This is a genomic window from Actinomadura livida (genome assembly GCF_014648675.1).
GTDB classification, from domain to species: domain Bacteria; phylum Actinomycetota; class Actinomycetes; order Streptosporangiales; family Streptosporangiaceae; genus Spirillospora; species Spirillospora livida.
In genome coordinates, this window is sequence record NZ_BMRO01000004.1 from 13,144 (window position 1) to 39,632 (window position 26,489).

Consider the following 26,489-nt stretch of genomic DNA (forward strand, 5'->3'; position numbering starts at 1 on the left):
AGAATCGGTCCGTGCACATGCCCGAAGCGCCCAGCACCCCAGCCTCCGCCGATGCCGCCGCGGGGACCGTCCCCCGCGTGCTGTCCGGCATCCAGCCCACCGCCGACTCGTTCCACCTCGGCAACTACCTGGGCGCGCTGCGGCAGTGGGTCTCGATGCAGGACACGCACGACGCCTACTACTGCGTGGTCGACCTGCACGCGATCACGGTGGAGCACGACCCGGCGACGCTGCGCCGCCGCACGAAGGTCGCCGTCGCGCAGCTCCTCGCGATGGGCCTCGACCCCGACCGCGCCACCGTGTTCGTGCAGAGCTCCGTGCCCGAGCACGCCGAGCTGGCGTGGGTGCTGAGCTGCCTCACCGGCTTCGGCGAGGCGGGGCGGATGACCCAGTTCAAGGACAAGTCGTCCAAGCAGGGGACGAGCGGCACGACCGTCGGCCTGTTCACCTACCCCATCCTCCAGGCCGCCGACATCCTGCTCTATTCGCCCGAGCCGGGCGAGGGGGCACGGGCAGTTCCGGGGGGCGTGGGGGGTCGTCCCCCCACAGGGGGACCGGCGCTGCGCGTCCCCGTGGGCGAGGACCAGCGGCAGCACCTCGAACTGACCCGCACGCTGGCGCAGCGTTTCAACCACCGGTTCGGGGAGACGTTCGTCCTGCCGGAGGCGCACATCCCGCCGGGCGCCGCGAAGATCACCGACCTCCAGGAGCCGGACGCGAAGATGAGCAAGTCCGCCTCCTCGCCGCAGGGGATCATCGACGTGCTGGAGGAGCCCGGCCCGATGCGCAAGAAGATCATGCGCGCGGTCACCGACACGGGCTCCGAGGTCGTCTACGACGAGGAGAAGAAGGCCGGCGTCACCAACCTGCTGCGGATCTACTCCGCGCTGGACGGCACCACCATTCCCGACCTGGAGCGCCGGTACGCGGGCTCCGGCTACGGGCAGTTCAAGAAGGACCTCGCGCAGATCGTCCTCGACACGTTCACGCCGATCAGGGAGCGCACCCTCAAGCTGCTGGACGACGAGGCCCGGCTCGACCGGGTCCTCGCCCACGGCGCGGGACGCGCGTCCAGGGTCGCCTCGCGGACGATGGACGCCGTGCGCGACCGGGTGGGATTCGTGGGACGTGGTAGCTGACCGCGCGGCACACGACGACGCCGCGGAGGGCCCTGGGGGAGGGCCCGCCGCGAGCGGCGCCGCCCGCGGGACGGAGGTCCGCGCGATCGGCGTCGCGATCCCGATCCCCGACCCGCACGGCGCGCTGCTGCAGGCCAAGCGCGCCTCCTTCGGCGACCCCCTCGCCACCGCGATCCCCACGCACATCACGCTGCTGCCGCCGACCGAGGTGCCCGAGCACGAGCTCGGCGCCGTGGCGGACCACCTGCGCGACATCGCCCGAACCGAGCGGCCGTTCCGCATCAAGTTGCGCGGCAGCGGAACGTTCCGGCCGGTGTCCCCGGTCGTCTTCGTGGCGCTGGCCGAAGGAATCAGCGGCTGCGAGCGGCTCCAGGCGAGGATTCTGTCGGGTCCGCTGGCCCGGCCGCTGCCGTTCCCGTACCACCCGCACGTCACCATCGCCCACCACCTGCCCGAAGAGGTCATGGACCGGGCGTTCAAGGAACTCGCCGGCTACAGCGCCGACTTCGACGTGTGGGGCTTCTCCCTGTACGAGCACGGCCAGGACGGGGTCTGGCGCCCGCAGTACGACTTCGTCTTCGGCGAGGGCGGGCAACGCCGCGTTTAACGATTGATTACCGTCCGCTGCATCGGGGCTCACCGTGCGGGTAGGTTGCGTGCATGCGGCAGGCGATCGAGGGGATTCAGCGGCGGGCCGAGTCCCTTTCCGCCGACGCGAAGAGCCGGCTGGACGACGCCCGCGCGCGCTGGCACTGGTTCGACCACCACGTCCGGGCGTTCGAGCGCTACCAGGAGCGCCGCGGGGACCGGCTCGCCGCGGCCCTGACCTGCTACGCCTTCCTGTCGTTCTTCCCGCTGCTGGCGCTGGCGTACTCGCTGCTCGGCTACCTCGTCGGGGTCAGCGCGCAGGCGCGCGACTACTTCGTGCGGGCCGTCGACTCGCTGCTGCCCGGCCTGGCCGGCGACCTGCGGGTCGAGGAGATCGCCCAGTCCAAGACGGCGGTCGGGATCATCGGCCTGGCCGCGCTGCTGATCACCGGGCAGAACTGGGTGCAGGTGCTGCGCGAGTCGCTCCGCGACATCTGGGGGAACGAGCCGACCGGCGGCGGCAACTTCTTCGTCAAGCGGCTGTGGGACGTGGGCGTCCTGGCGTTCCTCGGCGCGACCCTGATCTGCGGCATCGCGGTCTCGACGGTCACGACGTCCGCGACCAGCACCGTGCTCGGATGGGTCGGATTGCAGGACGTGCCCGGTGCGGGCACCGGGCTGCGGCTGCTGTCCATCGCCTGCGCGATCGCGTTCAACACCGTGATCTTCCTGGCGCTGTTCACCCGCCTGTCGGGCACCCGGGCGCCCTGGCGGCGGATCATCCGGGGCGCGCTGTTCGGCGCCGCCGGGTTCGAGGTGCTCAAGCAGGTCGCCGCGCTGCTGGTGGCGCGGGTGACGGAGAACCCGGTCTACGGCGTCTTCGCCGTCCTGGTCGGGCTCATGGTGTGGATCAACATCGCGTCCCGGTTCACGCTGTTCGTCGCGGCGTGGACGGCGACCCGCCGCGTCGTGCTCACCGCCGACGCCGCCGACCCCGAGAACATCGCGGACGCGGAGACCATCGCCGCGCTGACCAGGGACGAGCAGGCGGACGAATCGAAGGACGAGCCCGAGGACGAGCCGGAGACCGGACCGGCCGAGGAGGCCGAGGACGAGAAGGCCCAGGCCGGAAAGGCCTAGGACCAGAAGGCCTCGTCGGCGTACTGGTCCTCGGCGAGGGTGCGGATCTCGGTGATCCTGCCGTCCCGGATGTGGAAGAGGTCCACCGAGCGGCCGTCCAGGACCCGTCCCCGGCGCTCGGCGTAGGTGTGGACGAGCGCGGTGCCGTACTCCTCGCAGGCCATCACCGCGTAGGGCTCGGCGCGGAACGTCCCGCCCGACAGCTCGAACAGCCGGACGTAGAGGCCGAGGACCTCCTCGGGGGTGCGGTACACGCCGCACAGGGGCCCGTGCCCGGGGACGCGGTGGACGACGTCGTCGGCGAGCAGGCCGCGGATGAAGCCCATGTCGCCCTTGGCGAAGGCCGTGTAGCCGTCCCGCAGCAGGGTGACGTTCGGGTGTTCGAGCACGGGCGCACCGAGCGTGGAGACGTACATGTCGGACATGGCGCGCTTCCTCCAGTGCCGCCGGTCCGCCGTCGTCAGCGGCGGCGCGTCACCGGCGCCACCGCGAGCGTAAGCCCGCGGACGCGGCCGGGCCAGGGCCGGCCGGGGCGGCTGAGGCAACCTTTACCGGCGGCCTTCACCGGAGCGACTGGTCGAACCGCCGGCGCCGCCGCAGGACGGCGAACAGCACCGCGACCGCCAGCAGCGCGCCCGCGGCGCCGCCGCCCACGAGCAGCCACCGCCGCGACGTGTCGTCGGACGCGAGCGGCGCGTCCGGCAGCACGCCGCCGGAGCCCGCGTCCTTCTTCGCCTGCGTCGTGTCGCCGGGGGAGACGAGCACGCCCACCGGCTCGACCTTGCCGTGCGCGGTGAAGCCCCAGTCCAGGAGCTTGGCCGCGTACTGGGACGGCGGCCGGTCGGCCTTCATCAGCGAGACGACGATCGTGCGCCCGCCGCGCCGCGCCTCGGCGACGAAGGTCTGCTGGGCGGCGATCGTGTAGCCGTTCTTGCCGCCCAGCATTCCCTGGTACTCCTCGCGCTCGCCCGGCAGCATGCGGTTGTGCGTGTGGATCGGGTAGCCGCCGACCTTCAGCCCGCGCTTGCGCTGCTTCTTCGTCGGCGGCGCGGGGAACTTGTGGTCGATCGCCTGCACGTAGGTGCGGAAGTCCGGGTTCTTCATGCCCTCGCGCAGGATGAGCGCCAGGTCGTACGCCGAGGTGTGCTGGGTGCGGACGCTCAGCCCGAGGTCCCGGTCCAGCCCGTTCACCGAGCCGGCCCGCGTGTCGCGCGCGTTGATCCGCTTCGCCTCGGCGTTCATGTCGGCGAGGGTCTTCTCCATGCCGCCGTTCGCCTCGGCGAGCGCCACCGCGGCGTCGTTGGCCGACATCATGAGCAAGGCGTGGAACAGGTCCGACACCTTGTAGCTCATCTTGGGCGTGATCCCGACCTTGGTGCCCTCGACGTCGCACGCCTGCTGCGACGGCCGCACGAGGTGGTCCGCGTCCAGCTTGGGGACGAGGGCCAGCGCCGTCAGCGTCTTGATCGTGCTCGCGGGCAGGTGCCGCCCGTGCGGGTCCTTGGCGGCCAGGACGTCGCCGGTGTCGGCGTCCGCGATCAGGTAGGAGGCCGCCTTGATCTTCGGCAGCCCGGGGACGCCGGGGGCCCGGTTCACCACGAGGCCGCGTCCGGCGAGCTGCGGGCCGCCGACGGTCCCGGTGTCCGGGGCGCCCTGCGGAGCGGCGGGCGGCGCCGTGCGGGGCGCCGTGCGCGGCTCGGCGACCGCGGGGGCCGCGACGAGGACGGGCGCCGCGGCGAGCGACGCCGCGGCCAGCGGGACTGTGAACACCGTCAAGGCGCGGCGGGCACCGGGCCGCCCTGGTCGCTCTGGTCGCAAGCTTCCGACGCTCCTCGTTTCCGCGAGAGCACGTTCGCTCCCGGCGCGCATGCGCTCGCCGCCCATGACACCCCCGAAGACTAGGCGACCTATCCGGCGAAGGGGTACCCGGCCGCGAAGTCGGCAAGCTCGTGATGGAAGCTACAGAGGGTACAGAAGTGACCAAGTAGGGCTATATAGGACGCCCACTACCGGTCACAGTCCGTCATCGGCGGTATTTTGGGACGGGCTGACTAGTTCGATCGGGTGGTGTCGCAGCCAAGATCGATGACCGAAAGGTATGGCCCGGCCGTGTTAACCGACCGTCCGCATGAGTCAATTGATCCGCAAAGGGCATGGAGACCCGGCGGGGGCGTGGGCGCGGGCGCCATCATGGAGCGAACACGTGACCTGGACCGGCGTTTGTCCAGGCTTAGGGACCCGCTGGCTGAATTGCGCCACGTGCCACGCAACGACCTGCAAGGATTGTGGACGGAGGTTGGCCGTGGCCATTGACTTCAACGCTTCGAAGGGGACCACGCTCGGGATCGAGTGGGAGATCCAGCTCGTCGACGCGGAGACCAGGCACCTGCGGCAGGACGCACGCGAGGTGCTCGCCGCACTGCCCTCGCTCAGCGAGGACGGTGACAACCCCCGCGTGCGGCACGAGCTCATGGAGTCCACGGTCGAGGTGGTGACCGGCATCTGCGACACCGTCGGCGAGGCCAAGGCCGACCTCGCGGGGACCCTCGCCGCCCTCCGGGCCGCCGCCGCCGAGCGCGACATCGCGCTGGCGTGCACGGGCACCCACCCGATCAGCGACTGGCGGGACGCCGTGATGGCGCCCATGCGGCGCTACGCCGAGCTGATCGAGGAGATGCAGTGGCTGGCGCGGCGCATCCAGACGTTCGGCGTTCACGTGCACGTCGGCGTCTCCGACGGCGCCAAGGCGATCCCGATCGTCAACGCGCTCTCGTCCTACCTTCCGCACTTCCTGGCGCTCACCGCGTCCAGCCCGTTCTGGAGCGGCAGCGACACGGGCCTCGCGTCCTGCAGGGCGATCGTCTTCGGGCAGCTGCCCACGGCCGGACCCCCCCACCTGTTGGACGACTGGGCGGCCTTCGAGGATTACATGGACACGCTCCTGCGTTCGCAGACGATACGGAGCATCAAGGAAGTCTGGTGGGACATCCGCCCGCACCCCGACTTCGGCACGGTCGAGATCAGGATGTTCGACGGGATCCCCACCATGCGGGAGGTCGGCATGGCGGCGGCGCTGTGCCAGAGCCTGGTGACGCTGTTCGAGCAGCAGATCGACCGCGGCTACACGCTGCCGCGGCCGGCGGCCTGGGTGGTCCGCGACAACAAGTGGCGCGCGACCAGGTACGGGCTCGACGCTATCGTCATCACCGACGACACCGGGAACACCGCGCCGCTCCGCGACGACCTGTACGAACTGATCAGGGAGCTGGAGCCGGTCGCCGACCGGCTCGGGTGCGCCGAGGAGCTGAAGGTCGCCGGCGAGGTCCTCGAACACGGTGCCCCGTACGAGCGGCAGCGCGCGATCCGCGCCGAGGGCGGGACGCTGGAGAACATCGTCGACGCGGCGATCACCGAGCTGGCCGAGGACAGGTTCGTCACACTGGGGGAGGTCGCATATGCCGGAACCTGAGGAACCGGCCGTTCCGGGGAAGCCGCCCGGCGCCGCGGGTCCCGGACGCGCCGTCCCCGAGAACGGCACCCCCGACCGGCGCTCGGCCGGCCCGTCCGGAGCGGGCCGCGAACGCCGGGACGGCCCCGGGGAACAGGCGAAAACGACCATGGACGAGACCACAGGGCGGAGACCCTCCGGTTCCGCCGTCGCGCAGGGGGCGCAGATGACCCATCCGGGACCCGGGGTGATGCCCGGCCTTGAAACACCCGCCGCCCCGGGGCCGGCGGGCCCCGAGGGCCGGGACGAACGCCGCGGCGCCGGGGTGCCCCCCGGCCAGGGCGCTGCCTCCAGGATCGTTCCGGCGCGCGAGAACATGCCGGTCACCGACGACCTGGCGGCCGGCGAGGACGCCCCGGCGGGGCCGGAAGGGCCCGTCACCGGCGAGATCGTGCCGGGGGTCCCGGCCGCCGGCGCCGCGTCCGCCGGTTCCGACGTGCTCGGCGGCGCCGTGCTGAAGCCGCAGCTCGACGAGTTCCTGACCGCGCACGAGGACGAGCTGATCGCGTTCCGCCGCGACCTGCACCGGCACCCGGAGCTGGGCTACGCCGAGCACCGCACCACCAAGAAGATCGCCGAGCGGCTCCGCGCGGCGGGCCTGGAGCCGGTGATCCTGCCGCGCGGCACCGGCCTGTTCTGCGACATCGGGCCGGCGGACGGCACCACGGTCGCGCTGCGGGCGGACATCGACGCGCTCCCCCTGGAGGACGAGAAGGAGCACGTCCCCTACCGGTCGACCGTCCCCGGCGTCGCGCACGCGTGCGGCCACGACGTCCACACCGTGATGGTCCTCGGCGCGGGCCTGTTCCTCGCGCAGCAGGCCGAGGCGGGGCTGCTGCCCGGCCGGGTGCGGCTGCTGTTCCAGCCCGCCGAGGAGACCCCGGGCGGCGCCCTGGACGTGATGGCGGCCGGCGGCATCGCCGGCGTCGACCGCGCGTTCGCCCTGCACTGCGACCCGCGGATCGAGGTCGGCCAGCTCGGGCTGCGCACCGGGCCGATCACCGCGGCCTGCGACAAGGTCTACGTGAAGGTCACCGGGCCGGGCGGGCACACCGCCAGGCCGCATCTGACCGCCGACCTGGTGTACGCGCTCGCCAAGATCGTCACCGAGCTGCCGTCGGCGCTGTCGCGGCGCGTCGACCCGCGCTCCAGCCTGTCGCTGGTGTGGGGCCGGATCTCGGCCGGCTCGGTCGCCAACGCCATCCCCGACGACGGGATCGCCGAGGGCACCGTCCGCTGCCTGGACGACGAGGCGTGGCACCGGGCCCCGGAGATGATGAAGGCGCTGCTGCAGTCGGTCGCCGCCGCCTACGACGTGGAGGCGTCCCTGGAGTACGTCCGGGGCGTCCCGCCGACCGTGAACGAGGCGGCCAGCGTGCAGATGTTCCGCGACGCCGCCGCGCAGGTCATCGACGAGGAGGGCGTGGTCCCCACCCCGCAGAGCCTCGGCGGCGAGGACTTCGGCTGGTACCTGGAGTCGATCCCCGGCGCGCTGGCGCGGCTCGGCGTCCGCACCCCCGGGTCTCCCGGCGAGTACGACCTGCACCGCGGCGACTTCGACGTCGACGAGCGGTGCGTCGCGGTCGGCGTGCGGGTGCTCAGCGCGACGGCGCTCACCGCGCTGTGGGAGGGCGGCCGTCCCGGCGACCCCGAGGCGATCGAGGGCGCCGCGCTGGCCTGACCCGCTCCCTTTGCTCCCCCGCCTCCCGCCGTTTCCCGCGTTCCCCGCCGGTCCCGGGTGTCCCACCGCGTGACCGGTTCCCGTGCTGACCAGCGTCGTTGACCTGTGGCGATATGCGTACGCATTGGTAACGGACCGATTGCGAATCGGTGCAAGCGGGAGGTTTGCCCACTTTCGCCAGGTAGCGTCCGATCGATTTCGGTGGCCGCTACGGCCCCGGACCGTGGGTGGGGAACGGAAGGAGCGCAACCTTGCGCCGTGGACTGAAAATGACGCTCGTCACCGTGACGGGTGCGGCGCTCACGCTCGCCGCTTCCGCGTGCGGTGGCCAGGAGGCGGACACCGGCGGTGGCGACAAGGACACCATGAAGGTCGGGCTCGCGTTCGACATCGGCGGCCGCGGTGACCAGTCGTTCAACGACTCGGCCGCCGCCGGGCTCGACCGGGCCAAGAAGGAGCTCGGCGTCGAGACCGAGGAGATCTCGGCCAAGCCCGACGAGTCGGACGCCGACAAGGAGTCGCGGCTGCGGCTGATGGCGAACCAGGGCCACAACCCGATCATCGGGGTCGGCTTCGCCTACACCGCGGCCGTCAACAAGGTCGCCAAGGACTTCCCGGAGACGAAGTTCCTGGTCATCGACGCCGACGGCTGCAAGGTCGAGGGCCCGAACGTCGCCGCGGCGTGCTTCGCCGAGGCGGAGGGCTCGTACCTGGTCGGCGCCGCCGCCGCGCTGAAGTCGGAGAGCGGCAAGATCGGCTTCATCGGCGGCGTGAACGTGCCGCTGATCCAGCGGTTCCAGGCCGGCTACGAGGCGGGCGCGAAGAAGGTCAAGCCGGACATCGAGATCCTGCCGGCGAAGTACCTGACGCAGCCGCCGAACTTCAACGGCTTCCAGGACACCAGCCTCGGCAACGAGGCCGCCAAGGGCCAGCTCGACGCGGGCGCGGACGTCATCTACCACGCCGCGGGCGCGGCCGGCATCGGCGTCATCAAGACCGTCGGCGCCGCGAAGAAGTGGGTCATCGGGGTCGACTCCGACCAGTACAACCAGCCCGCCGTGGCCGGCGTGAAGGAGCAGATCCTCACGTCCATGGTGAAGAACGTGGACGTGGCGGTCTTCGACTTCGTGCAGAGCGTCAACGAGAACAAGTTCGAGGCCGGCTCGAAGACGTACGACCTGAAGAGCAACGGCATCGGCTACGCCAGCTCCGGGGGCCATGTCGACGACATCAAGCCCAAGCTGGAGGAGCTGAAGGCTCAGATCATCTCGGGCGAGATCAAGGTTCCGGAGAAGCCTTGACGCTGAGCCGGGGGACGCCCGCACGGTGCCGTGACGCCGTTTCGGTCCTGCCGTAACCGCGCACCGGATGTCGCCTGCACGGTGACGTCCGGTGCGCGTGGCACGACCGCGTCCCCTCGGGCTTCTGGAAATTCGTGCAAGCTCGCGGCACCGCCGGAGGCGCGCCGCTTTCCGTGGCGTCCCGGCGGCGCGCCCGCAGGGCGGGGCGCCGGCCGATCAGGAGGAGGGGTCCCGTGCCCGACCAGGTGCCGGCCGTACGGCTGACATCGATCACCAAGCGGTTCCCCGGTGTGGTGGCCAACCGGGACGTCAACCTCACGATCGAACGCGGCGAGGTGCACGCGCTCTGCGGTGAGAACGGCGCCGGCAAGTCCACGCTGATGAAGATCCTCTACGGGATGCAGCGGCCGGACGAGGGGACCATCGAGGTCGCGGGGGAGCAGGTCTCCTTCCGCACCCCGGCCGACGCGATCGGCCGCGGCATCGGCATGGTCCACCAGCACTTCAAGCTGGCCGACAACCTGACCGTGCTGGAGAACGTCATCCTCGGCGCCGAACCCCGCGCCAAGGGGTGGCGCAAGGGCCGCATCGACTTCGCCGCCGCCCGCGCCAAGATCACCGAGATGTCGCGGGCGTACGGGCTGCGCGTCGATCCCGACGTGCGGGTCGAGAAGCTCGGCGTCGGCGAGCGGCAGCGCGTGGAGATCCTGAAGGTGCTCTACCGGGGCGCCCGCGTGCTGATCCTGGACGAGCCGACCGCGGTGCTCGTCCCGCAGGAGGTCGACGAGCTGTTCGGCAACCTGCGGGAGCTGCGCGCCGAGGGCCTGACCGTGCTGTTCATCTCGCACAAGCTGGACGAGGTGCTGGCCGTCGCCGACACGATCTCGGTGATCCGGCGCGGTACCACGGTCGCGACCCGGCTCGACCCGGCGGAGGTCACCTCCCGGCGGCTCGCCGAGCTGATGGTCGGGTCGGAGCTGCCGACCCCGGAGCTGCGCGAGTCCACCGTCACCGAGGACGTCCAGCTGGAGGTCGGCGGGCTGACGGTGCTGACCCCCGAGGGCCGTCCCGTGGTGGACGGCGTCGGGCTGCGCATCCGCCGCGGCGAGATCGTCGGGCTGGCGGGCGTCGAGGGCAACGGGCAGACCGAGCTCATCGAGACGATCATGGGGATCCGGTCCGCGGACGCCGGGTCCATCGAGTTCGGCGGCACGGACATCACCCACTGGAGCACCCGGCGCCGCCGCGAGGCCGGGATCTCCTACATCCCCGAGGACCGGCACCGGCACGGGCTCGTCCTGGAGGGGACGCTCTGGGAGAACCGGATGCTGGGCCACCAGACCCAGCGGCCCAACGTCCGCGGCCCCTGGGTCGACCGGCGCGGCGCCCGCCGCGACACCACCCGGATCGTCCGCGAGTACGACGTGCGGACCCCGGGGATCGAGGTGCCCGCCGCCGCGCTGTCGGGCGGCAACCAGCAGAAGCTCATCGTCGGCCGGGAGATGTCCGGCGAGCCGAGCCTGCTGATCGCCGCGCACCCCACCCGCGGCATCGACGTCGGCGCCCAGGCCGCCATCTGGGAGTACCTGCGGCAGGCCCGCGCGAACGGGCTGGCCGTGCTGCTGATCAGCGCAGACCTTGAGGAACTCATCGGTATGTCCGACACCCTGCACGTGATCCTGCGGGGACGGCTGGTCGCGGAGGTCGATCCGCGGACCGTCACCCCCGAGGAGCTCGGCTCCGCGATGACCGGTGCCGGAGCCGGGTCATGAGCGGCCCGAACGACGGCCCGAACGACGGCCCGAAGGACGGCGACCCGCAGGACGGCGACCCGAAGGGCGCCCGGGAGCCGGACGGCCCGAAGGCCGACGACGGCGCCGAGCCGGAGCCGGCGAAGACCGCCGCCCCGGGCCCCGAAGTCGTCCCGGCGTGGAAGGCGATCCTGCGGGGCCTCGGCCCGACCGGGCTGGCGCTGAAGATCGGGGCGCCGCTGCTCGCGCTGGCGATCTCGCTGGTCATCACGATGATCCTGCTGCGGATCACCGGCGCCGACCCGTTCAGCTCGATCCAGGCGATGATCGACTACGGCACCACCGAGAACTCGATCGTCGACATCGTCAACCGCGCCACCCGCTACTACCTGTCCGCGGTCGCGGTGGCGATCGGGTTCCGGATGGCGCTGCTGAACATCGGCGTGGACGGCCAGTACCGGCTCGCCGCGTTCATGGCCGCGGTGCTCGGCGGGGCGCTGACGCTGCCCGCGCCGCTCGGGCAGCTGCTCGTGATCGTCGCGGCGATGGCGGTCGGCGGGCTGTGGGCCGCGATCGCCGGGGTGCTGAAGGTGACCCGCGGGGTCAGCGAGGTGCTGTCCACGATCATGCTGAACGCGATCGCGACCGGGCTGATCGCGTACCTGCTCAACGACCAGCGGCTCGCCGAGGTCCGGCCGGGCAGCAACAACGTCGCGACCCCCGAGATCCCGGAGGACGGGCGCGTCGGGCCGCTGAACGGCATGCTGTCCGCGATCGGGATCGACCTGCCCGGCCAGGTGTACGGGCTGCTGCCGCTCGCGATCGTCGTCGGCATCGTGTTCTGGGTCGTGATCAACCGCACCAGGTTCGGGTTCGACCTGCGGATCTCGGGGCTGTCCCCGTCGGCGGCGCAGGCCAGCGGGGTCAGCGCCCGCCGGATGATCGTCTACACGATGGTCGCGTCCGGCATGGTGGCCGGGCTGATCGGGATGCCGGAGCTGCTCGGCGCCTCCCACGAGTACTCGCTGAACTTCCCGGCCGGGCTCGGCTTCACCGGCATCACGATCGCGCTGCTCGGCCGCAACCACCCGGTGGGCATCGCGCTCGCCGCGCTGCTGTTCGCGTTCCTCGACCAGACCTCCGACGTCCTCCAGTCGGTCGACGTGCCGAAGGAGATCGTCGGGGTCATGCAGGGCGTGGTCGTGCTGACCGTCGTCATCGTGTACGAGCTCGTCCGCCGCTGGGAGATCCGGTTGCAGCAGCGCGCCGTCGCCACCGAACTGGCCACCGGCCACGACCTGGCCCGCGAGTCCACGGGGAGCAGTTCATGAGCGTCGCGACCGAGACGGCGGCCGTGCGGAAGCCCGCCAACGGCGGGCGCCGGCTGCGCTGGCCGCACTACATGCTGATCGCGTCCGGGCTGCTGGTGCTGCTGTCGCTGGTCCGCATCATCGACGACGCGGAGCCGGTGACGTCCAGCGGGACGGTCAGCGCCGCGCTGCGCCTCGCCGTGCCGATCTTCCTCGCCGGGCTCGGCGGGCTCTGGTCGGAGCGCTCCGGCGTGATCAACATCGGTCTCGAGGGCATGATGATCCTCGGGACGTGGACGGGCGCCTGGGCCGGCTACCAGTGGGGTCCGTGGATCGGCGTGGCGGTCGGCATCCTCGGCGGCGCCCTCGGCGGCCTGCTGCACGCCGTCGCCACCGTGTCGTTCGGCGTCGACCACATCGTGTCCGGTGTCGCGATCAACATCCTGGGGCTCGGGCTCACCCAGTTCCTCGCCGGGCTGCTGTTCAACACCGGGGAGGCGAAGGCGCTGGGCGGCGGCCCGAGGCAGTCCCCGCCCATCGATTCGATCATGACGCTGACCATGCCGGTGCTGTCCGGCGGGAAGATCGGCGGCTGGCAGAGCCCGGACTGGCTCGGGTCGCTGGAGCAGCGGCACTGGTTCGTGCTCTCCGACTTCGCGGGCATCCTGCGCGGGCTGACCAGCGGCGTGTCGCTGCTGACCCTCGTCGCGCTGCTGCTGGTGCCGGCCACCTTCCTGGTGCTGTGGCGGACGCCGTTCGGGCTGCGGATCCGCTCCTGCGGCGAGGACCCGTACGCCGCCGAGTCGCTCGGCGTGAAGGTGTACCGGATGAAGTACGCCGCCGTCACGATCTCCGGCGCGTTCTCCGGGCTCGCGGGCGCGTTCCTCGTGACCGTCGCCGCGCCCCTCTACCAGGACGGCCAGACCAACGGCCGCGGCTTCATCGGCCTCGCCGCCATGATCTTCGGCAACTGGCGGCCCGGCGGCCTCGCCGCGGGTTCGCTGCTGTTCGGCTACACCGACGCGATGAACGTGCGCGGCGGCGGGCAGGCCGTCCACGCGCTGCTGCTGTTCGTCGCGATCCTGCTGGTCGGCGTCGCGATCTGGCAGGCGGTGCGGGCGGGCCGGCTGCGGCCGCAGATCGTGACCGACGCCGGGCGCCGCGAGGTCCGCAACGCCTACGTCGGCAGCGCCCTGTCGCTGGTGGCGGCGCTCGCCCTGCTCACCTGGTTCCTGCTGAGCGAGGCGGTGCCCGGCGAGCTGGTCTCGTTCACGCCGCACCTCACGACGCTGCTCGTTCTGGCCCTGGCCAGCCAGCGGCTCCGCATGCCGGCCGCCAACGGGCTGCGGTACCGGCGCGGTGAGGCACGCTAGGGCTTGTGCCGAGGGTTTGGGGGTCGACCCCCCAGAAAGGTACGGCTTATGGAGATCGACTGGCCTGCCCTGCGCGACGCCGCGCGGGAGGCGATGACGCGTGCGTACTGCCCGTACTCGGGGTTCCCGGTCGGTGCCGCGGCCCTGGTGGACGACGGCCGCGTCATCACCGGATGCAACGTCGAGAACGCCTCGTACGGTGTCGGGCTCTGCGCCGAGTGCGCCGTCGTGTCGGCGCTGCACGGGCCGGGCAAGTCGGAACGCCCCCGGCTGGTCGCGCTCGCGGTCGTCGACCGGCACGGGGACCCGCTGATGCCGTGCGGGCGCTGCCGCCAGCTCCTCTGGGAGCACGGCGGCGCCCCGATGCTGCTGGAGACGCCCCGCGGCATCCTGCCCATGTCGGACGTCCTGCCGGACGCCTTCGGACCCGACGACCTGATCGAGAGAGCCTGATCACGTGGACGCCATCGATGTCATCCGCGCCAAACGCGACGGCGGGGCGCTGACCCCCGAGCAGATCGACTGGGCGGTGGACGCCTACACCCGCGGCGCGATCGCCGACGAGCAGATGGCCGCGCTGGCCATGGCGATCCTGCTGCGGGGGATGACCCGCCCCGAGGTGGCCCGCTGGACCGAGGCGATGATCCGCTCCGGGGAGCGGATGGACTGGTCCGCCCTCGACCGCCCGACCACCGACAAGCACTCCACCGGCGGCGTCGGCGACAAGATCACCCTCCCGCTGGCACCGCTGGTCGCCGCGTGCGGCGCGGCCGTCCCGCAGCTGTCGGGCCGCGGCCTCGGCCACACCGGCGGCACGCTCGACAAGCTGGAGTCGATCCCCGGCTGGCGGGCGTCCCTGTCGAACGCGGAGATGCTGGACGTGCTGCGCTCCGCCGGCGCGGTGATCTGCGCGGCGGGCAGCGGCCTCGCCCCCGCCGACCGCAAGCTCTACGCCCTCCGCGACGTGACGGGCACGGTCGAGTCGATCCCGCTGATCGCCTCCTCGATCATGTCGAAGAAGATCGCGGAGGGGACGGGCGCGCTCGTCCTGGACGTCAAGGTCGGCTCGGGCGCGTTCATGAAGACGGCGGACGACGCCCGCGAACTGGCCGAGACGATGGTCGCGATCGGCAAGGACCACGGCCTGCGCACCGTCGCGCTCCTGACCGCCATGGACCGGCCCCTGGGCAACGCGGTCGGCAACGCCGTAGAGGTGGCCGAATCGGTCGAGGTGCTGGCGGGCGGCGGCCCGTCCGACGTGGTCGAGCTGACCCTGGCCCTGGCCCGCGAGATGCTCGCCGCCGCGGGCCTGTCCGGCAAGGACCCGGCCGACGCGCTCAAGGACGGCTCCGCCATGGACGTCTGGCGCCGCATGATCAGCGCCCAGGGCGGCGACCCCGACGCGCCGCTCCCCACCGCCCGCGAGACCCACACGGTCACGACCCCGTCCACCGGCGTCCTGACCCGCCTGGACGCCTACGGGGTCGGCGTGGCCGCCTGGCGCCTCGGCGCGGGCCGCGCCCGCAAGGAGGACCCGGTCTCATTCGGCGCGGGCATCACCTGCCACGCCAAGCCGGGCGACACGGTCACCGAGGGACAGCCACTCCTCACCCTCCACACCGATGACGAGACCCGCCTCCCGAGAGCCCTGGAGTCCCTGGAAGGCGCGTACGAGATCGGCGGCCCCCCGTCCCTCCACCCCCTACTGATCGACCGCATCTCCTGATCTCCGGGCCCGTACCACCGGTACGGCGCAAGTCCGCCCGCAAGCTGTCACAATTTGCAGTCGTATCGCTACGCACACGAGGACCCGGGCATGGAGTCGTATCCGATCAGGGAGGCCCGCAAGCGTCTCGGTGACGTGTACGCCGCTTTGTCCATGGCGTGGCACATCCCCGCTTCGCCGAGAACGGCCGAGACCCCGTGGCGATGAGCACCGAGCAGGAAGGGCTGGAGACCCAGCAGTTGCGCTGGGAGCGTGCGGCCCGGCTCGCCGACCGAGAGGCGGACCGCGTCAAGCCGTATCTGGAGGCCGGCCGGACCCCGCCCGGTTACGAGGTGTACACCCGCGAACAGGTCGCATCAGGGGACTGGCTTGCCTGATCACCTGGTCGTCGCCCGGAGTCTCCGGCTCCAAAGCACGGGCGATGGCGCCCCCTCCCGAACGCGAGCCAGTTGGTGACCATGTCGTTGATGAGCGACCCGATCCCGCGATGACGTTGTCGACCCCGTACCGGCGACGCTGACGGCCGTATGGGGGTTCCTCCCGGCGGGGGAGCGGGACGGCCCGTTTGGGGGAGGGGCGGGGGTGATGCCCGGTCGGAGCATGAGGGGGCCGGGCCGCCTGGGTCCGGATGCCGAGTGAACGGAGCCCCCCATGCTCAGCACCACCAGGATCGCGGTTCTTGCCGGGGTCCACGTACTGGCCTGACCAGGACGTGCGCACCTTCACCTTCGATGCCCGCGCCGTCCCGTACTCGTCGCCCAAGACGGGCGCACCCGACGGGCTGCCGACCGACGCGGAGGGCACCGTGAAGATCTCCCACCACTCCCCGACGGAGGGGTGGACCGTGCGGTCGCGGGCCCGGGTCGACTGCCTCGTGACCAGCCCCGGAAACGCCACGCTCACCGCGGTCGTCACCCATGCCGATGAGCCGATCAAGGACCGGATCGGCAAGCGGCTCGGCTTCAGCGTCCACGACGGCCGGCATGACCGGATGGGCTTCTCCTGGTCGGTCGTCAACGGTGACCAGGACGAGGAGGGCACCTGGGGCGAGGGCAGGGCCGGTACCTGCATGGGCCCCGCGGCCTTCGCCCCGGTCACCAGGGGCGACTACGTCGTCAGACACGCCGATCTGCTGCCGTTCCCGAGCCGCTGAGCCTCAGTGCGGGCCGCGCTTGCTAGGGGCTCAGAAACGGCTTGATCTCCATCTCCTGACCCCCGTCGCCCTGAGGCCGCCCCGGCCGCGGTACTCACGACCGCGGCCGGTGGCGCCCTTGGGTCTTTGGCCGGGATTGCCACGCCGTCGCCAACGGAGATCCCTCTTGCCGAAGAGTGGGGAACAAGGGTGACTTCCGCACGCCCCGACGACATTGACCGGTGAACCGGGCCGGTGTTCGACTGGAAATAAGCCATCCGGATAGGGGGAGATGAAGATGGCTTTGGGGGAGCAATTGGGCCATGACACCGGGCAGGTCACGGGGACGCGCGTGCTGCCGCCGACCGAGCAGGGGGAAGCGAGGGTCGAGGTCTCCTTCGAGACCCGCGGCCGGCTTCTCGACGAAGAGGTCGTGGACATGGGGACGTACGTATCGGTCCTCGGCGCCGACGGCGTCCTGCGCGGTGAAGGCCAGGGCTGCACGATGTCCGGCGGCGGCGAGACCGTCATCTGGACGGGCATGGGAGTCGGAGAGTTGCTGAACGACGGCGCGACCTCGTTCCGCGGCGCGATCTTCTACCGGGGCGCCTCCGGCACGTTCGCGCGCCTGAACAAGATCGCCGCCGTCTTCGAATACGACGCGGACGCCAGCGGCAAGACCGAGACCAAGGTATTCGAGTGGAAGTAGCCGCACCGGCACACGACGGCTGAGGGCGGCGGTGCCCGCACTCGACACCGCCGCCCCGTCATGCGCCCCGGCCTGACCGCTCACGGCGTCAGCAGTTCACGCGTGAGCACGTCAACGGCCCGGTGGACGTCCCGCGCGGGGACGATCGGCCGCCCGTCGTCCCAGGTGAACCACCACGCTGACCGGACGTAGTCGCACCCGACCTCGACCGGGCGCCGTGCCCCGCCGACCCCGACGACGCTCACCCAGGTCATGCCGCGCCGCTCGACCATCCCGCACGCCAGCTCCCGCCGTGTATCGATCGCCGCCCGCAGCGCGTCCAGGTGCACACGCCTTTCGTTGGACGGCGCCGAGACCGCGTGGCTGTGGACCTGCATGCCCATGAGACACCCTCTTTCCATGGGACGACGAGGCCGGTGGACCCGGGGGACGTCCACCGGCCGCGCCGCGCTTCAAGGACGATGGCGACCGCGCCACCGCCAGATCACCGGTTCCTGGCCCGTGCCTTCTCGGCCTGCCGGAGCAGGGCGGCCCGCAGCAGCGGCGCCGTGGGATACATCAGGGTCGGCTCGACGCCCACGCGCGGGTCATGCAGGCTCGCGACCCACTCACCGAGCCGCCCGTCCTGCTTGACGGCCCGCCAGATCCGCCACCCGTCGAAGTCGGCCCGCAGCCGCTCCAACTCCCGCTCATCCACCAGCATCTGCGTGTCCATCGAGTTCCCTCTAACTCGGCCCCACTCGCCATTTGGTGTGACCACACTCACACGTTCGACTACTCTGAGAAACCGACCGAACACCACCAGCAATGCACCGCAGGCAAGATCATCCGCACCCGCCATACGGGTGCAGCCCCCCGGAGGTCGTGATGCCCGCCCGATCCGAGCCCTACGACGGACCCGCCATCGTCACTTTCGCGAAGGAACTCGAATGGCGCCGAAAGCAGGCCGGCCTCAGCAAGAAGGACCTCGCAGAGAAGCTCGGCTTCGCCGACTCCTACGTCGGTCAGGTCGAGCTGTGCAAGAACCTGCCGTCCGAAGAATTCGCCAACGCCCTCGACACCTTCTTCCAGGTGGACGGCCTGTTCTACCGCCTATGGGAGCGAATCAACGAAACGCGCCACCTCAGCGTCCTGCCGCCGGGCTTCCCGGAGTACCTCGGCTACGAGGAGAAGGCCAACCACATCCGCGTCTTCAGCACCAACCTGATCAGCGGACTCTTCCAGACGGAAGCCTACGCAACCAAGATCATTAGTACGACCATGGGATCGGCTACGGGGAAGCTCGTCACCGAGCGGATGGAGCGGAAGTCGATCTTCGAGCGGGAAGATCCACCGCATACATTCCTCATATTGGACGAGAGCGTCATCCGTCGGAAGGTGGGCGGCAAGGAGGTCATGCATGACCAACTTGCCTATCTGCTGGAAGTAGGGCGACGTGAAAGGAGTCAATTGCAGATCGTCCCGTACGACGCGGGATATCACGCAGGGCTGACTGGGAGCTTTATCCTCCTCAGTTTTGAGGACGGGCCGGAAATCGCCTACACGGAGTCTTCGGGAGAGGGGACCCTGTTGAAGCAGCGAGACAGGGTCGCGCTGCAAGCCGTAACGTGGGACTTGGTCCAGGGTCACACGCTCTCCGCCGAAGAGTCGTTGGCCATGATCCAAGACGCGATGGAGCGGCTATGAGCACCTCAGACCTGGCGGGCATCCAATGGCGGAAGAGCAGTCGCAGTGGGCACCAGGGCGGCGAGTGCGTGGAGGTTGCGGCTCTCGCGCCTGCGGTGGCCGTGCGTGACTCCAAGGACCCGGACGGTCCGCGTCTGGCGTTCGGTGCTGCGGCTTGGCGGGTGTTCGCCGGGCGTGTGAAGGCGTCCGAGTACGACCTGGAGCGTTAGCCGTGAGCGGCCTGGTGGCCGCCCACGGTTAGTTTCAGCAGAAGACCTTGCTCGCTAGGGCGTAGAGGGCTTCGGTCGTCGGTGGCTTGGGGCCGAGGTTGATCGACAGGTTCATCTGGCGGCCGTCGTCGGAGCGGAGCGCGTAGGTCGTGTAGCCGATGAGCTGGCCGCTGTGTCCGGTCATGCTCTTGCCGCAGGGCAGTGGGTACTCCTGGAGGCCCAGGCCGTAGGCGAAGCCGGCGTCGATGGGGTGCGTGGTGCGCATCGCGGTGAGGGTCGCGGGGGACAGGAGTCGGCCTCCGAGCAGGGCGTCGAGGAAACGGCCGAGGTCCCGGGTGGTGGAGATCATTTCGCCCGCCGCCCAGTCCAGGGACGGGTTCATGCGGGTCGCGTCCACGGTGCGTCCGTCCGGCAGCAGTGCGTAGCCGTGTGCGTGTGGGCGGGGGAGGCCGGGTCGGTTGCCGGGGACGAGTGTCTGGGTCAGGCGGAGTGGGTGCAGGACGCGTCGTTCCACCTCCTTCCCGTACGGTCGTCCGGTCAGCCTCTCGATCAGCCGGCCGACGGCCACGTAGTTGGTGTTGGAGTACTTCCAGGTGACGTCCGGGGGATTCTCGGCGGGGATCCGGAACGCCTGCGCTAGGAGCCGGTCGGGCTTGTAGCTGCGGAACCGCTCCGTCCCGCGCCAGCGGTTCGTGGACCATCCCGGGTCGCTCATGTAGTCGCGAAGCAGGCTGGTGTGCTGGAGGACCTGCCGCACCGTGATGCGACCGCGAACGCCGTCCATCGAGAAATTCTGATCACGGATGGAAACTACGGAGCGGCACCCCGTCGCGCCCATGGGGACGACCGCCCACCCTCCTGCGGAAAACCACACCCGCCGTTCTGCGGACCCTCTCCGGAGGCGGTCACGGGTCGTCCGGCGGACGGCCTGCCTGTCGCTGCGGTTCCCGCAGCCGTGATCCGCATGGGACGCGGGGCCGGGGGCAGACCGGGCGGATGGGAAGCGATCAGTTCATGACCGCCGCCGTGCTGAGCCGGCACGGCGGGCCGGACGCTCTCGAAGTGCGGGAGGACTGGCCGGTGCCCCAGGCCGGCCCCGGCCAGGTGCTCGTACGGGTGAGCGCGGCGGCGTTGAACAACACCGACATCTGGACGCGGGAGGGCGCGTACGGGCTGCCGGGGCGTCCCGATGCGAAGGCCGGATGGCGCGGCCCGGTCGACTTTCCCCGGGTCCAGGGCGGGGACATCGCCGGTACCGTCAGCGCGGTCGGCGCCGGCGTCCCGGAGGACTTGGCGGGCCGCCGGGTGCTGGTCGATCCCGCCTTCTACGCGGACGAGGGTGAGGACGCGGTGCCGGTCGGGCTCCTCGGCAGCGAGGCGGACGGCGGGTTCGCGACCTATGTCGCGGTCGGTGCCGACCGCGTCCACGACATGGGCGACTCGCCGCTGTCGGACGAGGAACTGGCCGCGCTGCCCGTCGCCTACGGCACGGCGATGGGGATGCTGGAGCGCGCCCGCATCGGGGAGGGCGAATCGGTCCTGGTCACGGGCGCGTCCGGCGGTGTCGGGTTCGCCCTCGTCCAGCTCGCCGTGGCGCGCGGCGCGCGGGTGGTGGCGCTGACCGGCGGCGCCAAGGCCGCGGCGCTGCGGGAGGCCGGGGCCGCGGCGGTCATCTCCCGGGACGCGGATCCCGCCGGGCTGCACCGCGAGCTGCGCGCGGCGGCGCCCGGCGGGCTGGACGCCGTCGCGGACGTGGCGGGCGGCCCCTGGCTGGAGCGCGTGCTGCCCGAGCTGCGCGACGGCGGCCGCTGGGTCATCGCCGGCGCCGTCGCCGGGGCCGTGGTCCCCTTCGACCTGCGGCGCCTCTACCTGCACAACCTCAGCCTCATCGGCTCCTCGATGCACACCCCCGCCCACTTCGCGGAGCTGGCGAAGCTGGCCCGCGGCGGTGTCCTGCGCCCGCGGATCGCGGCCGGGTACCGGCTGCGCGACATCCATGACGCGCAGGCCGAGTTCCGCCGCGGCACGCACATCGGCAAGATCGTGATCACCCCGTAGCCGGCGGTGCCGAGCGGCTTTGCCTCGGCGGCATTGACCGGTGGGCGGGGCCGGTGTTCGACTGGAAATAGGGCGTACTGTGCGGCGATGCACGGGCTCATGTCCGGCGGCGAGACCCGAGAACACATTTGTCGAGTGGAAGCGGCCGCAGCGGCGGCGCGGCCACGATGGTGAAACGGGAGGCCGAACATGACGGAAGTCAAGAGCATCGAGAAGCCGGACGACCGGCGGGATTTCCCGATGGGGCACCTGGAGATCGTCAACATGACGGGCCTGGTCTTCGGTAAGGCGACGTTCGAGCCCGGCTGGCGCTGGACGGAGTCGGTCAAGGACATCGCGGGCACCGAGCTCTGCGAAGTCCACCACAACGGGTACGTCATCCAAGGCCGCCTGCGCATCCGCATGCGGGACGGCGCCGAGGCGGAGGTCGACGCCGGAGACGTGTTCGTGGTCGAGCCCGGCCATGACGCCTGGGTCGTCGGCGACGAGCCGGCCGTCGTACTCGACTTCGCCGGCGGCATCGGCGACTACGCGAAGGCGTAGGGCCCGGCGCGGGGGACGGCGGCCCGTCGTCTCAAACGGGCCGCCCCCGCGCGCGTTTTGAGGGGTCTACCGGGTCCCGATCTACTCCGTGCCGAGCCGGGCCTGGTCGGCGGTGACGAGTTCGGCGAACTCGGTGGCGAGCGGGCTCAGCGCGTCCCATTGACGGGCCGCCCAGCCGACCGTGATGGGGGACAGCGCCGGAATGGGGACGGCCCGCACGGGCGCGGCCGGGGAGAGCGCGAGCCTGGGCAGTGCGGGCAGCACGGCGTGGCCGACGCCGAGTTCGGCGAGCAGGACCGCGGTGTCCCAGTCGGCCACCCCGACGGTTCGTTCGGGCGTGCAGCCGAGCCGCACGAAGTTCTCCGCGAGGCGCCGGTGCGAGGCCGAGTTCGCCGGATGCGCGATGTAGCGGATCGAACGCAGGTCGCTCGGATCGATGGTCTCTCTCCCCGCGAGCGGGTCACGGGCGTTGACCACCAGCACCCACGGAAGGTCGATGACCGGCCGCTGCTGGACGCCGGGAGCCGGCTCTCCCAGCGTGATCCAGGCCAGGTCCGCCTGCCCGTTCTGCAGGAGTTCCAGGCAGCGGCGGGTGGAGTGGGCGGACTGGAAGTCCAGCGTCGCCTCGGGATGGCGGTCGCGGAACGCGGTGATGGCGTCCGGCATGAAGTGCCGGACGGTCACGCCGCCGGTGGTGACCTTCACGGTCCCGCCGTCCCCGTCGCGGAGTTCGCGCAGGTGGCGGACGGCGGAGTCGAGGCCGGTGATGCCGCCGAGCGCCGCCTGGTACAGGATGCGGCCCGCGTCCGTCGGCGAGACCCCGCGGGGCCGCCGCTCGATCAGCGTGAGCCCCAGCTCGCGTTCGAGCCGCCGGACGTGCTGGCTGACGGCCGACTGGCTGCAGGAGAGCGTCCGGGCGACCGCGCTGAGGTTTCGGGTCTCGCACACGGCGATGAAGACCCGGAGATCGTCGAGCGTCACCGACCCAAGTTAACGGTTGGAGTTGCCTAAGCAAATCCAAGAATTGACTGGAGGGTGTCCGGGCGCCAGGCTGAGCGGACGGGCCGGCTGGTCCGAACGCGGCGGCAACCCGTCCGCGGCACCCGGCGCCGCCGCCGGTGACCCGGGACATACGGCGGACGACGATCGGGAAGGCGGACGGGTGCCGACCAACGGGGAGGTGCGCCCATGCCGACCGATTCCGCGGCCGGACTCCTCCTCGCACGGGGAGCGGACCGGCTAAAGCATCCAGGCGGCACGCTCTACGCGCATCTGCGCCGCGTGCACGCGACGCTCGGCGAGTGGGGAGCACGTCCTGAGCTTCGGCTGGCGGGCCTGTGCCACGCGTTCTACGGAACCGACGGCTTCGCCGAGGCCCTGGGCGATCCAAACCGGCGCGGCGAGCTGACCGACGTCATCGGGGCGGAGGCCGAGGCGCTGGTCTACCTGTACGCCAGTTGCGACCGTTCCCGGACGTATCCGCACCTTGCCTCGGCCGGCGGGCCGTTCACCGACCGCTTCACCGGCGCCGTCCACCGCCCGTCCCAGGAGCGGCGCCGCGACTTCGCCGAACTCACCGTGGCCAACGAACTGGACGTCCTCGCCGCATCCCCCGCCCTGCGGGTCGCGCATGGCGAAGCCCTGACCGCCCTGTTCGCGACCTGGCGCCCGCTGCTCAGCCCGGCGGCCGGCCGCGCCGTCCGAGCCTTCGCGAAGACCTGGGCCGGGCGGCCGGCCGCGGGGCGCTAGGTGCGCGTCATCGGCGGTGTCTCGCGAGGCCGGGGAGGAGGCGCAGGGCGTTGTCGCGGGAGATCGCCCGGTGCGCGCGGCGGTCGAGACCGGGGTCGCGGTCGAAGTCCGCGGTGTTGATGCCCACCTCGCCGGCGGAGTTGGCGGGCCAGTCGGTGCCGAACAGGACCCGTTCGGCGCCGACCGCGCCGATCAGGGTCGGGGTGGCGTACGGGGACATGGGGAGCGCCGTGTCGTAGTAGAAGCGGCGGAGCGCCCGCCGGAACTTCTGCGGGTCGGGGCCGCCGTCCTCCCGGCCCCAGCGCTCGGCGCGGCCGGCCATGTACGGCAGGAACCCGCCCCCGTGGGACAGGATCACCGACAGCCTCCGGTAGCGGTCCATGGCCCCGGAGGCGATGAGGCTGAGCGCGGTGCGGGTGGTGTCGAGCAGGAAGTCGCCGAGCCACTCGCCGACCTCGGGGACCTCGACTATCCCCTGGGGTGCGAAGGGGTGGGTGAACACGACGGCGCCGCGGCGGTCGAGCTCGGCCAGCAGCGGGTCGAACGTCCGGTCGCCGAGGTAGCGTCCGCCGGCCGACGTGGTGAGCAGCACCCCGGCGGCGCCCAGCTCGTCCAGCGCGTACGCGACCTGCTCAAGCGCCAGGTCCGGGTGGAGCATGGCGACGTTGGCGAAGAAGCCGAACCGGGCGGGGTTGTCGCGCACCAGTTCCGCCAGCGACTCGTTGCACACGCGGACGCCCGACTCGGCGGCCTCGCGGTCGGCGAATATCTCGGGCGGTACGGGGGCGGAGGCCACGCCCATGGCGATGCCGTTGGCCTCCATGGTCGCGAGCGTCTCCTCCAGGGTCCACTGGGCCCACCGGGGGACGTCGTCCGGCGGGATGATGCCCTGCTCCACCGCCCACTGCCGCATCTTGGGCGGGACGGCGTGGTGGTGGGTGTCGATCCGTCCGTACGAGGGGCGGCGCGGGCTCGCGGCGGCGTCGCGCCCCTGGAGCGGCACGGCCGCGGCGGCCGCGGCCACGCCGGTCGCGGCGGCCAGCTTGAGGGTGCGCCGCCGGGTGAGATCGGACATGAACGTCTCCTGTCGATCGCGAGGTGCCGCCCACGCGAGATAATCTCATCTGAGACTATATCAGGTGCTACTAGAGTGGTCCCCATGCTGGAGGACCTGCTCGAACGCCTCCTGTCCGGGGAGGGCGGCCGCGCCGCCGATCAGGCCGGGATGGGCATGCTGCTGGCCAAGGCCCACAACCAGAGCCGGGAGCGGATGAACGAGGCGCTGCGCCCGCTGGGCATCGACGTCCGGCGGTTCACCGTCCTGGTCGCGCTGCCGATGTACGGCCCGGTCAGCCAGCGCGACCTGATCGGGCGCATCGGCATCGACAAGTCCACGATGGTCCGGCTCATCGACGAGCTGGAGCACGGCGGCCTGGTCTCCCGCGAGCGCGTGCCGCACGACCGGCGCGCCTACGCGATCGTGCTGACGCCCAGGGGAGAGCAGACCCTCGCGGAGGCGCGGGGCGTCGCCGAGCAGGTGGGCGAGAGCATCTTCGGCCCCTTCAGCAAGGCCGAACGCGAGCGGCTCGTGACCCTGCTCCGCCGCCTCGCCGAGCACACCGCCTGACGCGCCGGCGGCTCAGGACGGGCGGGCGCCGCGGTCGATGAAGGTGGCGAAGCCGTCGTGGAGGCGGGCCAGGCCGAACTCGAAGAGCTGCTCGTGTGTGAAGTCGAAGGTGCTCTCCGAGAGGGCGGCCATGGTGGGGAACCTGCCGCTGTTCATGGCCTCGACGAGGGTCGGCTCCTGTGCCCGCCAGAAGTCCTCGTTGCTGACGCCCGTGCGGCGTTCGGCCCGGCGCTCGTTGATGTAGCCGCGTGCGAGGCCGTCCACGTAGTCGCCCTGGACGCCGATCATCATCATCAGCGTCCGGTCGTCGAGGCCCGTGGGGCGCAGCAGGCGGAACAGCCGGTCGAGGCCGCGCATGCTGTTCGGACCGAGGAGCGGGCGGCTCTGGTCCACGAACGGGTACCAGGGGTGGTCCATGCACAGCTTCCAGTGGTGGTGCGCCGCGTCCGTCAGGATCTCGCGCCAGCCGTGGTCGTCGCCGGGGTCGGTCTCCGGGACCTCGATGACGTGGTCGAGCATGAGGTCCAGCAGCTCGCTCCTGCCCGGGACGTAGCGGTAGAGCGACATCGTCCCGACGCCGAGATGGGTCGCGATGGAGCGCATGGACAGCGCTTCGAGCCCCTCGGTGAGCGAGAGCTCGTCGGCGACCTCGACGGCCGCCGCGACGATCCGGCCGAGGCTGAGCGTCGGCGGCCGGCCCCGCTGCGGCCGGGTCCGGCCGCCCCACAGCAGCTTCAGGCTGAGGTTCAGGTCGCGGCCGTCGGGCTCCTTGGTCATCGGCTGCCTATAGCGTGGAGGCCCCGTCCTTGAGGGCGGGGAGGGAACGGGGAGCGAGACGGCACGGTGACTCTCCGGGCTTTGTCGGTGGCGGTCGGTATGTTGCGGGCGTGTCCCGGTACCGGCTGTGCCCGACCCCCGTCCAGGAGGCGGGGCTGCTGGAGCACTGCGGACATGCCCGGTTCGTGTGGAACCTGGCCGTGGAACAGCACGCCTGGTGGACGCCGAGCCGAGGCCCCGCACCGGGGTATGTCGCGCAGGCCCGCCAGTTGACCGGGGCCCGCGCCGCCAACCCGTGGCTGGCGGCCGGTTCGCAGACGGTGCAGCAGCAGGCCCTGCGCGATTTCGCGCAGGCCATGGCGAACTTCTTCACAGGGACGCACCGGCGGCCGACATGGCGCAAAGCCGGACGGCACGAGGGATTCCGGATCGTCGGTCGGCGCGGCAGGCAATGGGATGTGCGGCGCGTGTCCCGCAAGGTC

Annotated in this window: 29 protein-coding genes; 21 read left to right on the plus strand and 8 right to left on the minus strand. The window is 71.5% G+C overall.

What is annotated here, in order from left to right; translation table 11 throughout:
- The first annotated feature begins 17 nt into the window (after positions 1–17).
- From trpS to IEZ03_RS09845, 3 genes are read left to right on the plus strand one after another with little or no spacing between them, the layout of a single operon-like run.
- Positions 18–1,139: a tryptophan--tRNA ligase gene (gene trpS, locus IEZ03_RS09835; RefSeq protein ID WP_184890937.1), complete on the plus strand. Its 1,122-nt coding sequence runs from the start codon at positions 18–20 to the stop codon at positions 1,137–1,139.
- On the plus strand, positions 1,129–1,746 hold the full coding sequence (locus tag IEZ03_RS09840) for a 2'-5' RNA ligase family protein (RefSeq protein ID WP_229808176.1): 618 nt from the start codon (positions 1,129–1,131) through the stop codon (positions 1,744–1,746). Before trpS ends, IEZ03_RS09840 begins: the two co-directional genes overlap by 11 nt.
- 53 nt (positions 1,747–1,799) lie before the next feature.
- Positions 1,800–2,867: a YihY/virulence factor BrkB family protein gene (locus IEZ03_RS09845; RefSeq protein ID WP_184888944.1), complete on the plus strand. Its 1,068-nt coding sequence runs from the start codon at positions 1,800–1,802 to the stop codon at positions 2,865–2,867.
- Here IEZ03_RS09845 and IEZ03_RS09850 read toward each other — a convergent pair.
- Positions 2,864–3,292 carry a nuclear transport factor 2 family protein gene (locus IEZ03_RS09850; protein ID WP_184888941.1) on the minus strand — a complete coding sequence of 143 codons (429 nt, stop codon included), beginning with the start codon at positions 3,290–3,292 and terminating at the stop codon, positions 2,864–2,866. The genes IEZ03_RS09845 and IEZ03_RS09850 overlap by 4 nt on opposite strands.
- A 136-nt stretch (positions 3,293–3,428) precedes the next feature.
- Positions 3,429–4,637 carry a D-alanyl-D-alanine carboxypeptidase family protein gene (locus IEZ03_RS09855; RefSeq protein WP_229808244.1) on the minus strand — a complete coding sequence of 403 codons (1,209 nt, stop codon included), beginning with the start codon at positions 4,635–4,637 and terminating at the stop codon, positions 3,429–3,431.
- Positions 4,638–5,169: 532 nt separating this feature from the next.
- On the opposite strand from IEZ03_RS09855, the gene IEZ03_RS09860 reads away from it, so the two are divergent.
- The 11 genes from IEZ03_RS09860 to IEZ03_RS09910 all read left to right on the plus strand — a co-directional run bounded on the left by IEZ03_RS09860 (position 5,170) and on the right by IEZ03_RS09910 (position 17,358).
- Entirely contained in the window at positions 5,170–6,336 is a 1,167-nt protein-coding gene (locus IEZ03_RS09860) for a glutamate--cysteine ligase (protein ID WP_132048545.1), read from the plus strand.
- Positions 6,337–6,763: 427 nt separating this feature from the next.
- Positions 6,764–8,056, plus strand: a complete 1,293-nt coding sequence (locus IEZ03_RS09865) for a M20 family metallopeptidase (protein WP_417281502.1) — start codon at positions 6,764–6,766, stop codon at positions 8,054–8,056.
- Between the two features lie 269 nt (positions 8,057–8,325).
- Positions 8,326–9,357 carry a BMP family lipoprotein gene (locus IEZ03_RS09870; RefSeq protein WP_184888939.1) on the plus strand — a complete coding sequence of 344 codons (1,032 nt, stop codon included), beginning with the start codon at positions 8,326–8,328 and terminating at the stop codon, positions 9,355–9,357.
- Between the two features lie 233 nt (positions 9,358–9,590).
- A complete protein-coding gene (locus IEZ03_RS09875) occupies positions 9,591–11,129 on the plus strand; it encodes an ABC transporter ATP-binding protein (RefSeq protein ID WP_184888937.1) in 1,539 nt (512 codons plus the stop codon).
- Positions 11,126–12,439, plus strand: coding sequence for an ABC transporter permease (locus tag IEZ03_RS09880; protein WP_221480894.1), 1,314 nt, complete (start codon positions 11,126–11,128; stop codon positions 12,437–12,439). Before IEZ03_RS09875 ends, IEZ03_RS09880 begins: the two co-directional genes overlap by 4 nt.
- Entirely contained in the window at positions 12,436–13,791 is a 1,356-nt protein-coding gene (locus tag IEZ03_RS09885; protein WP_184888935.1) for an ABC transporter permease, read from the plus strand. The genes IEZ03_RS09880 and IEZ03_RS09885 overlap by 4 nt, the downstream gene beginning before the upstream one ends.
- Positions 13,792–13,839: 48 nt before the next feature.
- Positions 13,840–14,244, plus strand: coding sequence for a cytidine deaminase (locus IEZ03_RS09890; protein WP_131984409.1), 405 nt, complete (start codon positions 13,840–13,842; stop codon positions 14,242–14,244).
- Between the two features lie 4 nt (positions 14,245–14,248).
- A complete protein-coding gene (locus IEZ03_RS09895) occupies positions 14,249–15,517 on the plus strand; it encodes a thymidine phosphorylase (protein ID WP_184888933.1) in 1,269 nt (422 codons plus the stop codon).
- Positions 15,518–15,675: 158 nt separating this feature from the next.
- Positions 15,676–15,894: a hypothetical protein gene (locus IEZ03_RS09900; protein WP_184888931.1), complete on the plus strand. Its 219-nt coding sequence runs from the start codon at positions 15,676–15,678 to the stop codon at positions 15,892–15,894.
- Positions 15,895–16,196: 302 nt separating this feature from the next.
- Positions 16,197–16,670, plus strand: a complete 474-nt coding sequence (locus tag IEZ03_RS09905) for a hypothetical protein (RefSeq protein ID WP_184888929.1) — start codon at positions 16,197–16,199, stop codon at positions 16,668–16,670.
- Positions 16,671–16,947: 277 nt separating this feature from the next.
- On the plus strand, positions 16,948–17,358 hold the full coding sequence (locus IEZ03_RS09910) for a hypothetical protein (protein ID WP_184888927.1): 411 nt from the start codon (positions 16,948–16,950) through the stop codon (positions 17,356–17,358).
- 80 nt (positions 17,359–17,438) lie between these two features.
- Here the strand turns inward: IEZ03_RS09910 and IEZ03_RS09915 are convergent, their stop codons facing one another.
- A complete protein-coding gene (locus IEZ03_RS09915) occupies positions 17,439–17,741 on the minus strand; it encodes a hypothetical protein (protein WP_184888926.1) in 303 nt (100 codons plus the stop codon).
- A gap of 101 nt (positions 17,742–17,842) precedes the next feature.
- Positions 17,843–18,073 (minus strand): hypothetical protein, encoded by a 231-nt coding sequence (locus IEZ03_RS09920; protein ID WP_184888924.1) that lies wholly within the window; start codon positions 18,071–18,073, stop codon positions 17,843–17,845.
- A 152-nt stretch (positions 18,074–18,225) separates the two neighbouring features.
- Here IEZ03_RS09920 and IEZ03_RS09925 point away from each other — a divergent pair, with 152 nt between their 5' ends.
- Together IEZ03_RS09925 and IEZ03_RS09930 are read left to right on the plus strand one after the other, a co-directional pair.
- Positions 18,226–19,044 (plus strand): helix-turn-helix domain-containing protein, encoded by an 819-nt coding sequence (locus tag IEZ03_RS09925; RefSeq protein WP_184888922.1) that lies wholly within the window; start codon positions 18,226–18,228, stop codon positions 19,042–19,044.
- Positions 19,041–19,253: a DUF397 domain-containing protein gene (locus IEZ03_RS09930; protein ID WP_184888919.1), complete on the plus strand. Its 213-nt coding sequence runs from the start codon at positions 19,041–19,043 to the stop codon at positions 19,251–19,253. Before IEZ03_RS09925 ends, IEZ03_RS09930 begins: the two co-directional genes overlap by 4 nt.
- 34 nt (positions 19,254–19,287) lie before the next feature.
- Here the strand turns inward: IEZ03_RS09930 and IEZ03_RS09935 are convergent, their stop codons facing one another.
- The gene (locus IEZ03_RS09935) at positions 19,288–20,037 is read right to left on the minus strand and encodes a serine hydrolase domain-containing protein (protein WP_229808177.1); all 750 of its coding nucleotides are present in this window, start codon (positions 20,035–20,037) and stop codon (positions 19,288–19,290) included.
- Between the two features lie 212 nt (positions 20,038–20,249).
- On the opposite strand from IEZ03_RS09935, the gene IEZ03_RS09940 reads away from it, so the two are divergent.
- Both IEZ03_RS09940 and IEZ03_RS09945 read left to right on the plus strand, forming a co-directional pair.
- Entirely contained in the window at positions 20,250–21,311 is a 1,062-nt protein-coding gene (locus IEZ03_RS09940; RefSeq protein ID WP_221480893.1) for a zinc-binding dehydrogenase, read from the plus strand.
- A gap of 189 nt (positions 21,312–21,500) precedes the next feature.
- Positions 21,501–21,854, plus strand: a complete 354-nt coding sequence (locus IEZ03_RS09945) for a cupin domain-containing protein (protein WP_132048880.1) — start codon at positions 21,501–21,503, stop codon at positions 21,852–21,854.
- Positions 21,855–21,935: 81 nt separating this feature from the next.
- Here the strand turns inward: IEZ03_RS09945 and IEZ03_RS09950 are convergent, their stop codons facing one another.
- Positions 21,936–22,835: a LysR family transcriptional regulator gene (locus tag IEZ03_RS09950; RefSeq protein ID WP_184888915.1), complete on the minus strand. Its 900-nt coding sequence runs from the start codon at positions 22,833–22,835 to the stop codon at positions 21,936–21,938.
- Positions 22,836–23,042: 207 nt separating this feature from the next.
- Here IEZ03_RS09950 and IEZ03_RS09955 point away from each other — a divergent pair, with 207 nt between their 5' ends.
- Positions 23,043–23,603 carry a DUF6817 domain-containing protein gene (locus tag IEZ03_RS09955; RefSeq protein WP_184888913.1) on the plus strand — a complete coding sequence of 187 codons (561 nt, stop codon included), beginning with the start codon at positions 23,043–23,045 and terminating at the stop codon, positions 23,601–23,603.
- A gap of 7 nt (positions 23,604–23,610) precedes the next feature.
- Here the strand turns inward: IEZ03_RS09955 and IEZ03_RS09960 are convergent, their stop codons facing one another.
- Positions 23,611–24,678, minus strand: a complete 1,068-nt coding sequence (locus IEZ03_RS09960; protein ID WP_184888911.1) for an amidohydrolase family protein — start codon at positions 24,676–24,678, stop codon at positions 23,611–23,613.
- 84 nt (positions 24,679–24,762) lie between these two features.
- On the opposite strand from IEZ03_RS09960, the gene IEZ03_RS09965 reads away from it, so the two are divergent.
- Entirely contained in the window at positions 24,763–25,230 is a 468-nt protein-coding gene (locus tag IEZ03_RS09965; RefSeq protein WP_184888909.1) for a MarR family winged helix-turn-helix transcriptional regulator, read from the plus strand.
- Positions 25,231–25,242: 12 nt separating this feature from the next.
- On the opposite strand, the gene IEZ03_RS09970 is transcribed toward IEZ03_RS09965, so the two are convergent.
- Positions 25,243–26,007 (minus strand): TetR/AcrR family transcriptional regulator, encoded by a 765-nt coding sequence (locus IEZ03_RS09970; RefSeq protein WP_184888906.1) that lies wholly within the window; start codon positions 26,005–26,007, stop codon positions 25,243–25,245.
- 110 nt (positions 26,008–26,117) lie between these two features.
- Between IEZ03_RS09970 and IEZ03_RS09975 the strand changes: the two genes are divergently transcribed.
- Positions 26,118–26,489, plus strand: a 372-nt coding sequence (locus tag IEZ03_RS09975) for a helix-turn-helix domain-containing protein (RefSeq protein WP_189241179.1), incomplete at its 3' end; no start/stop codon positions are given.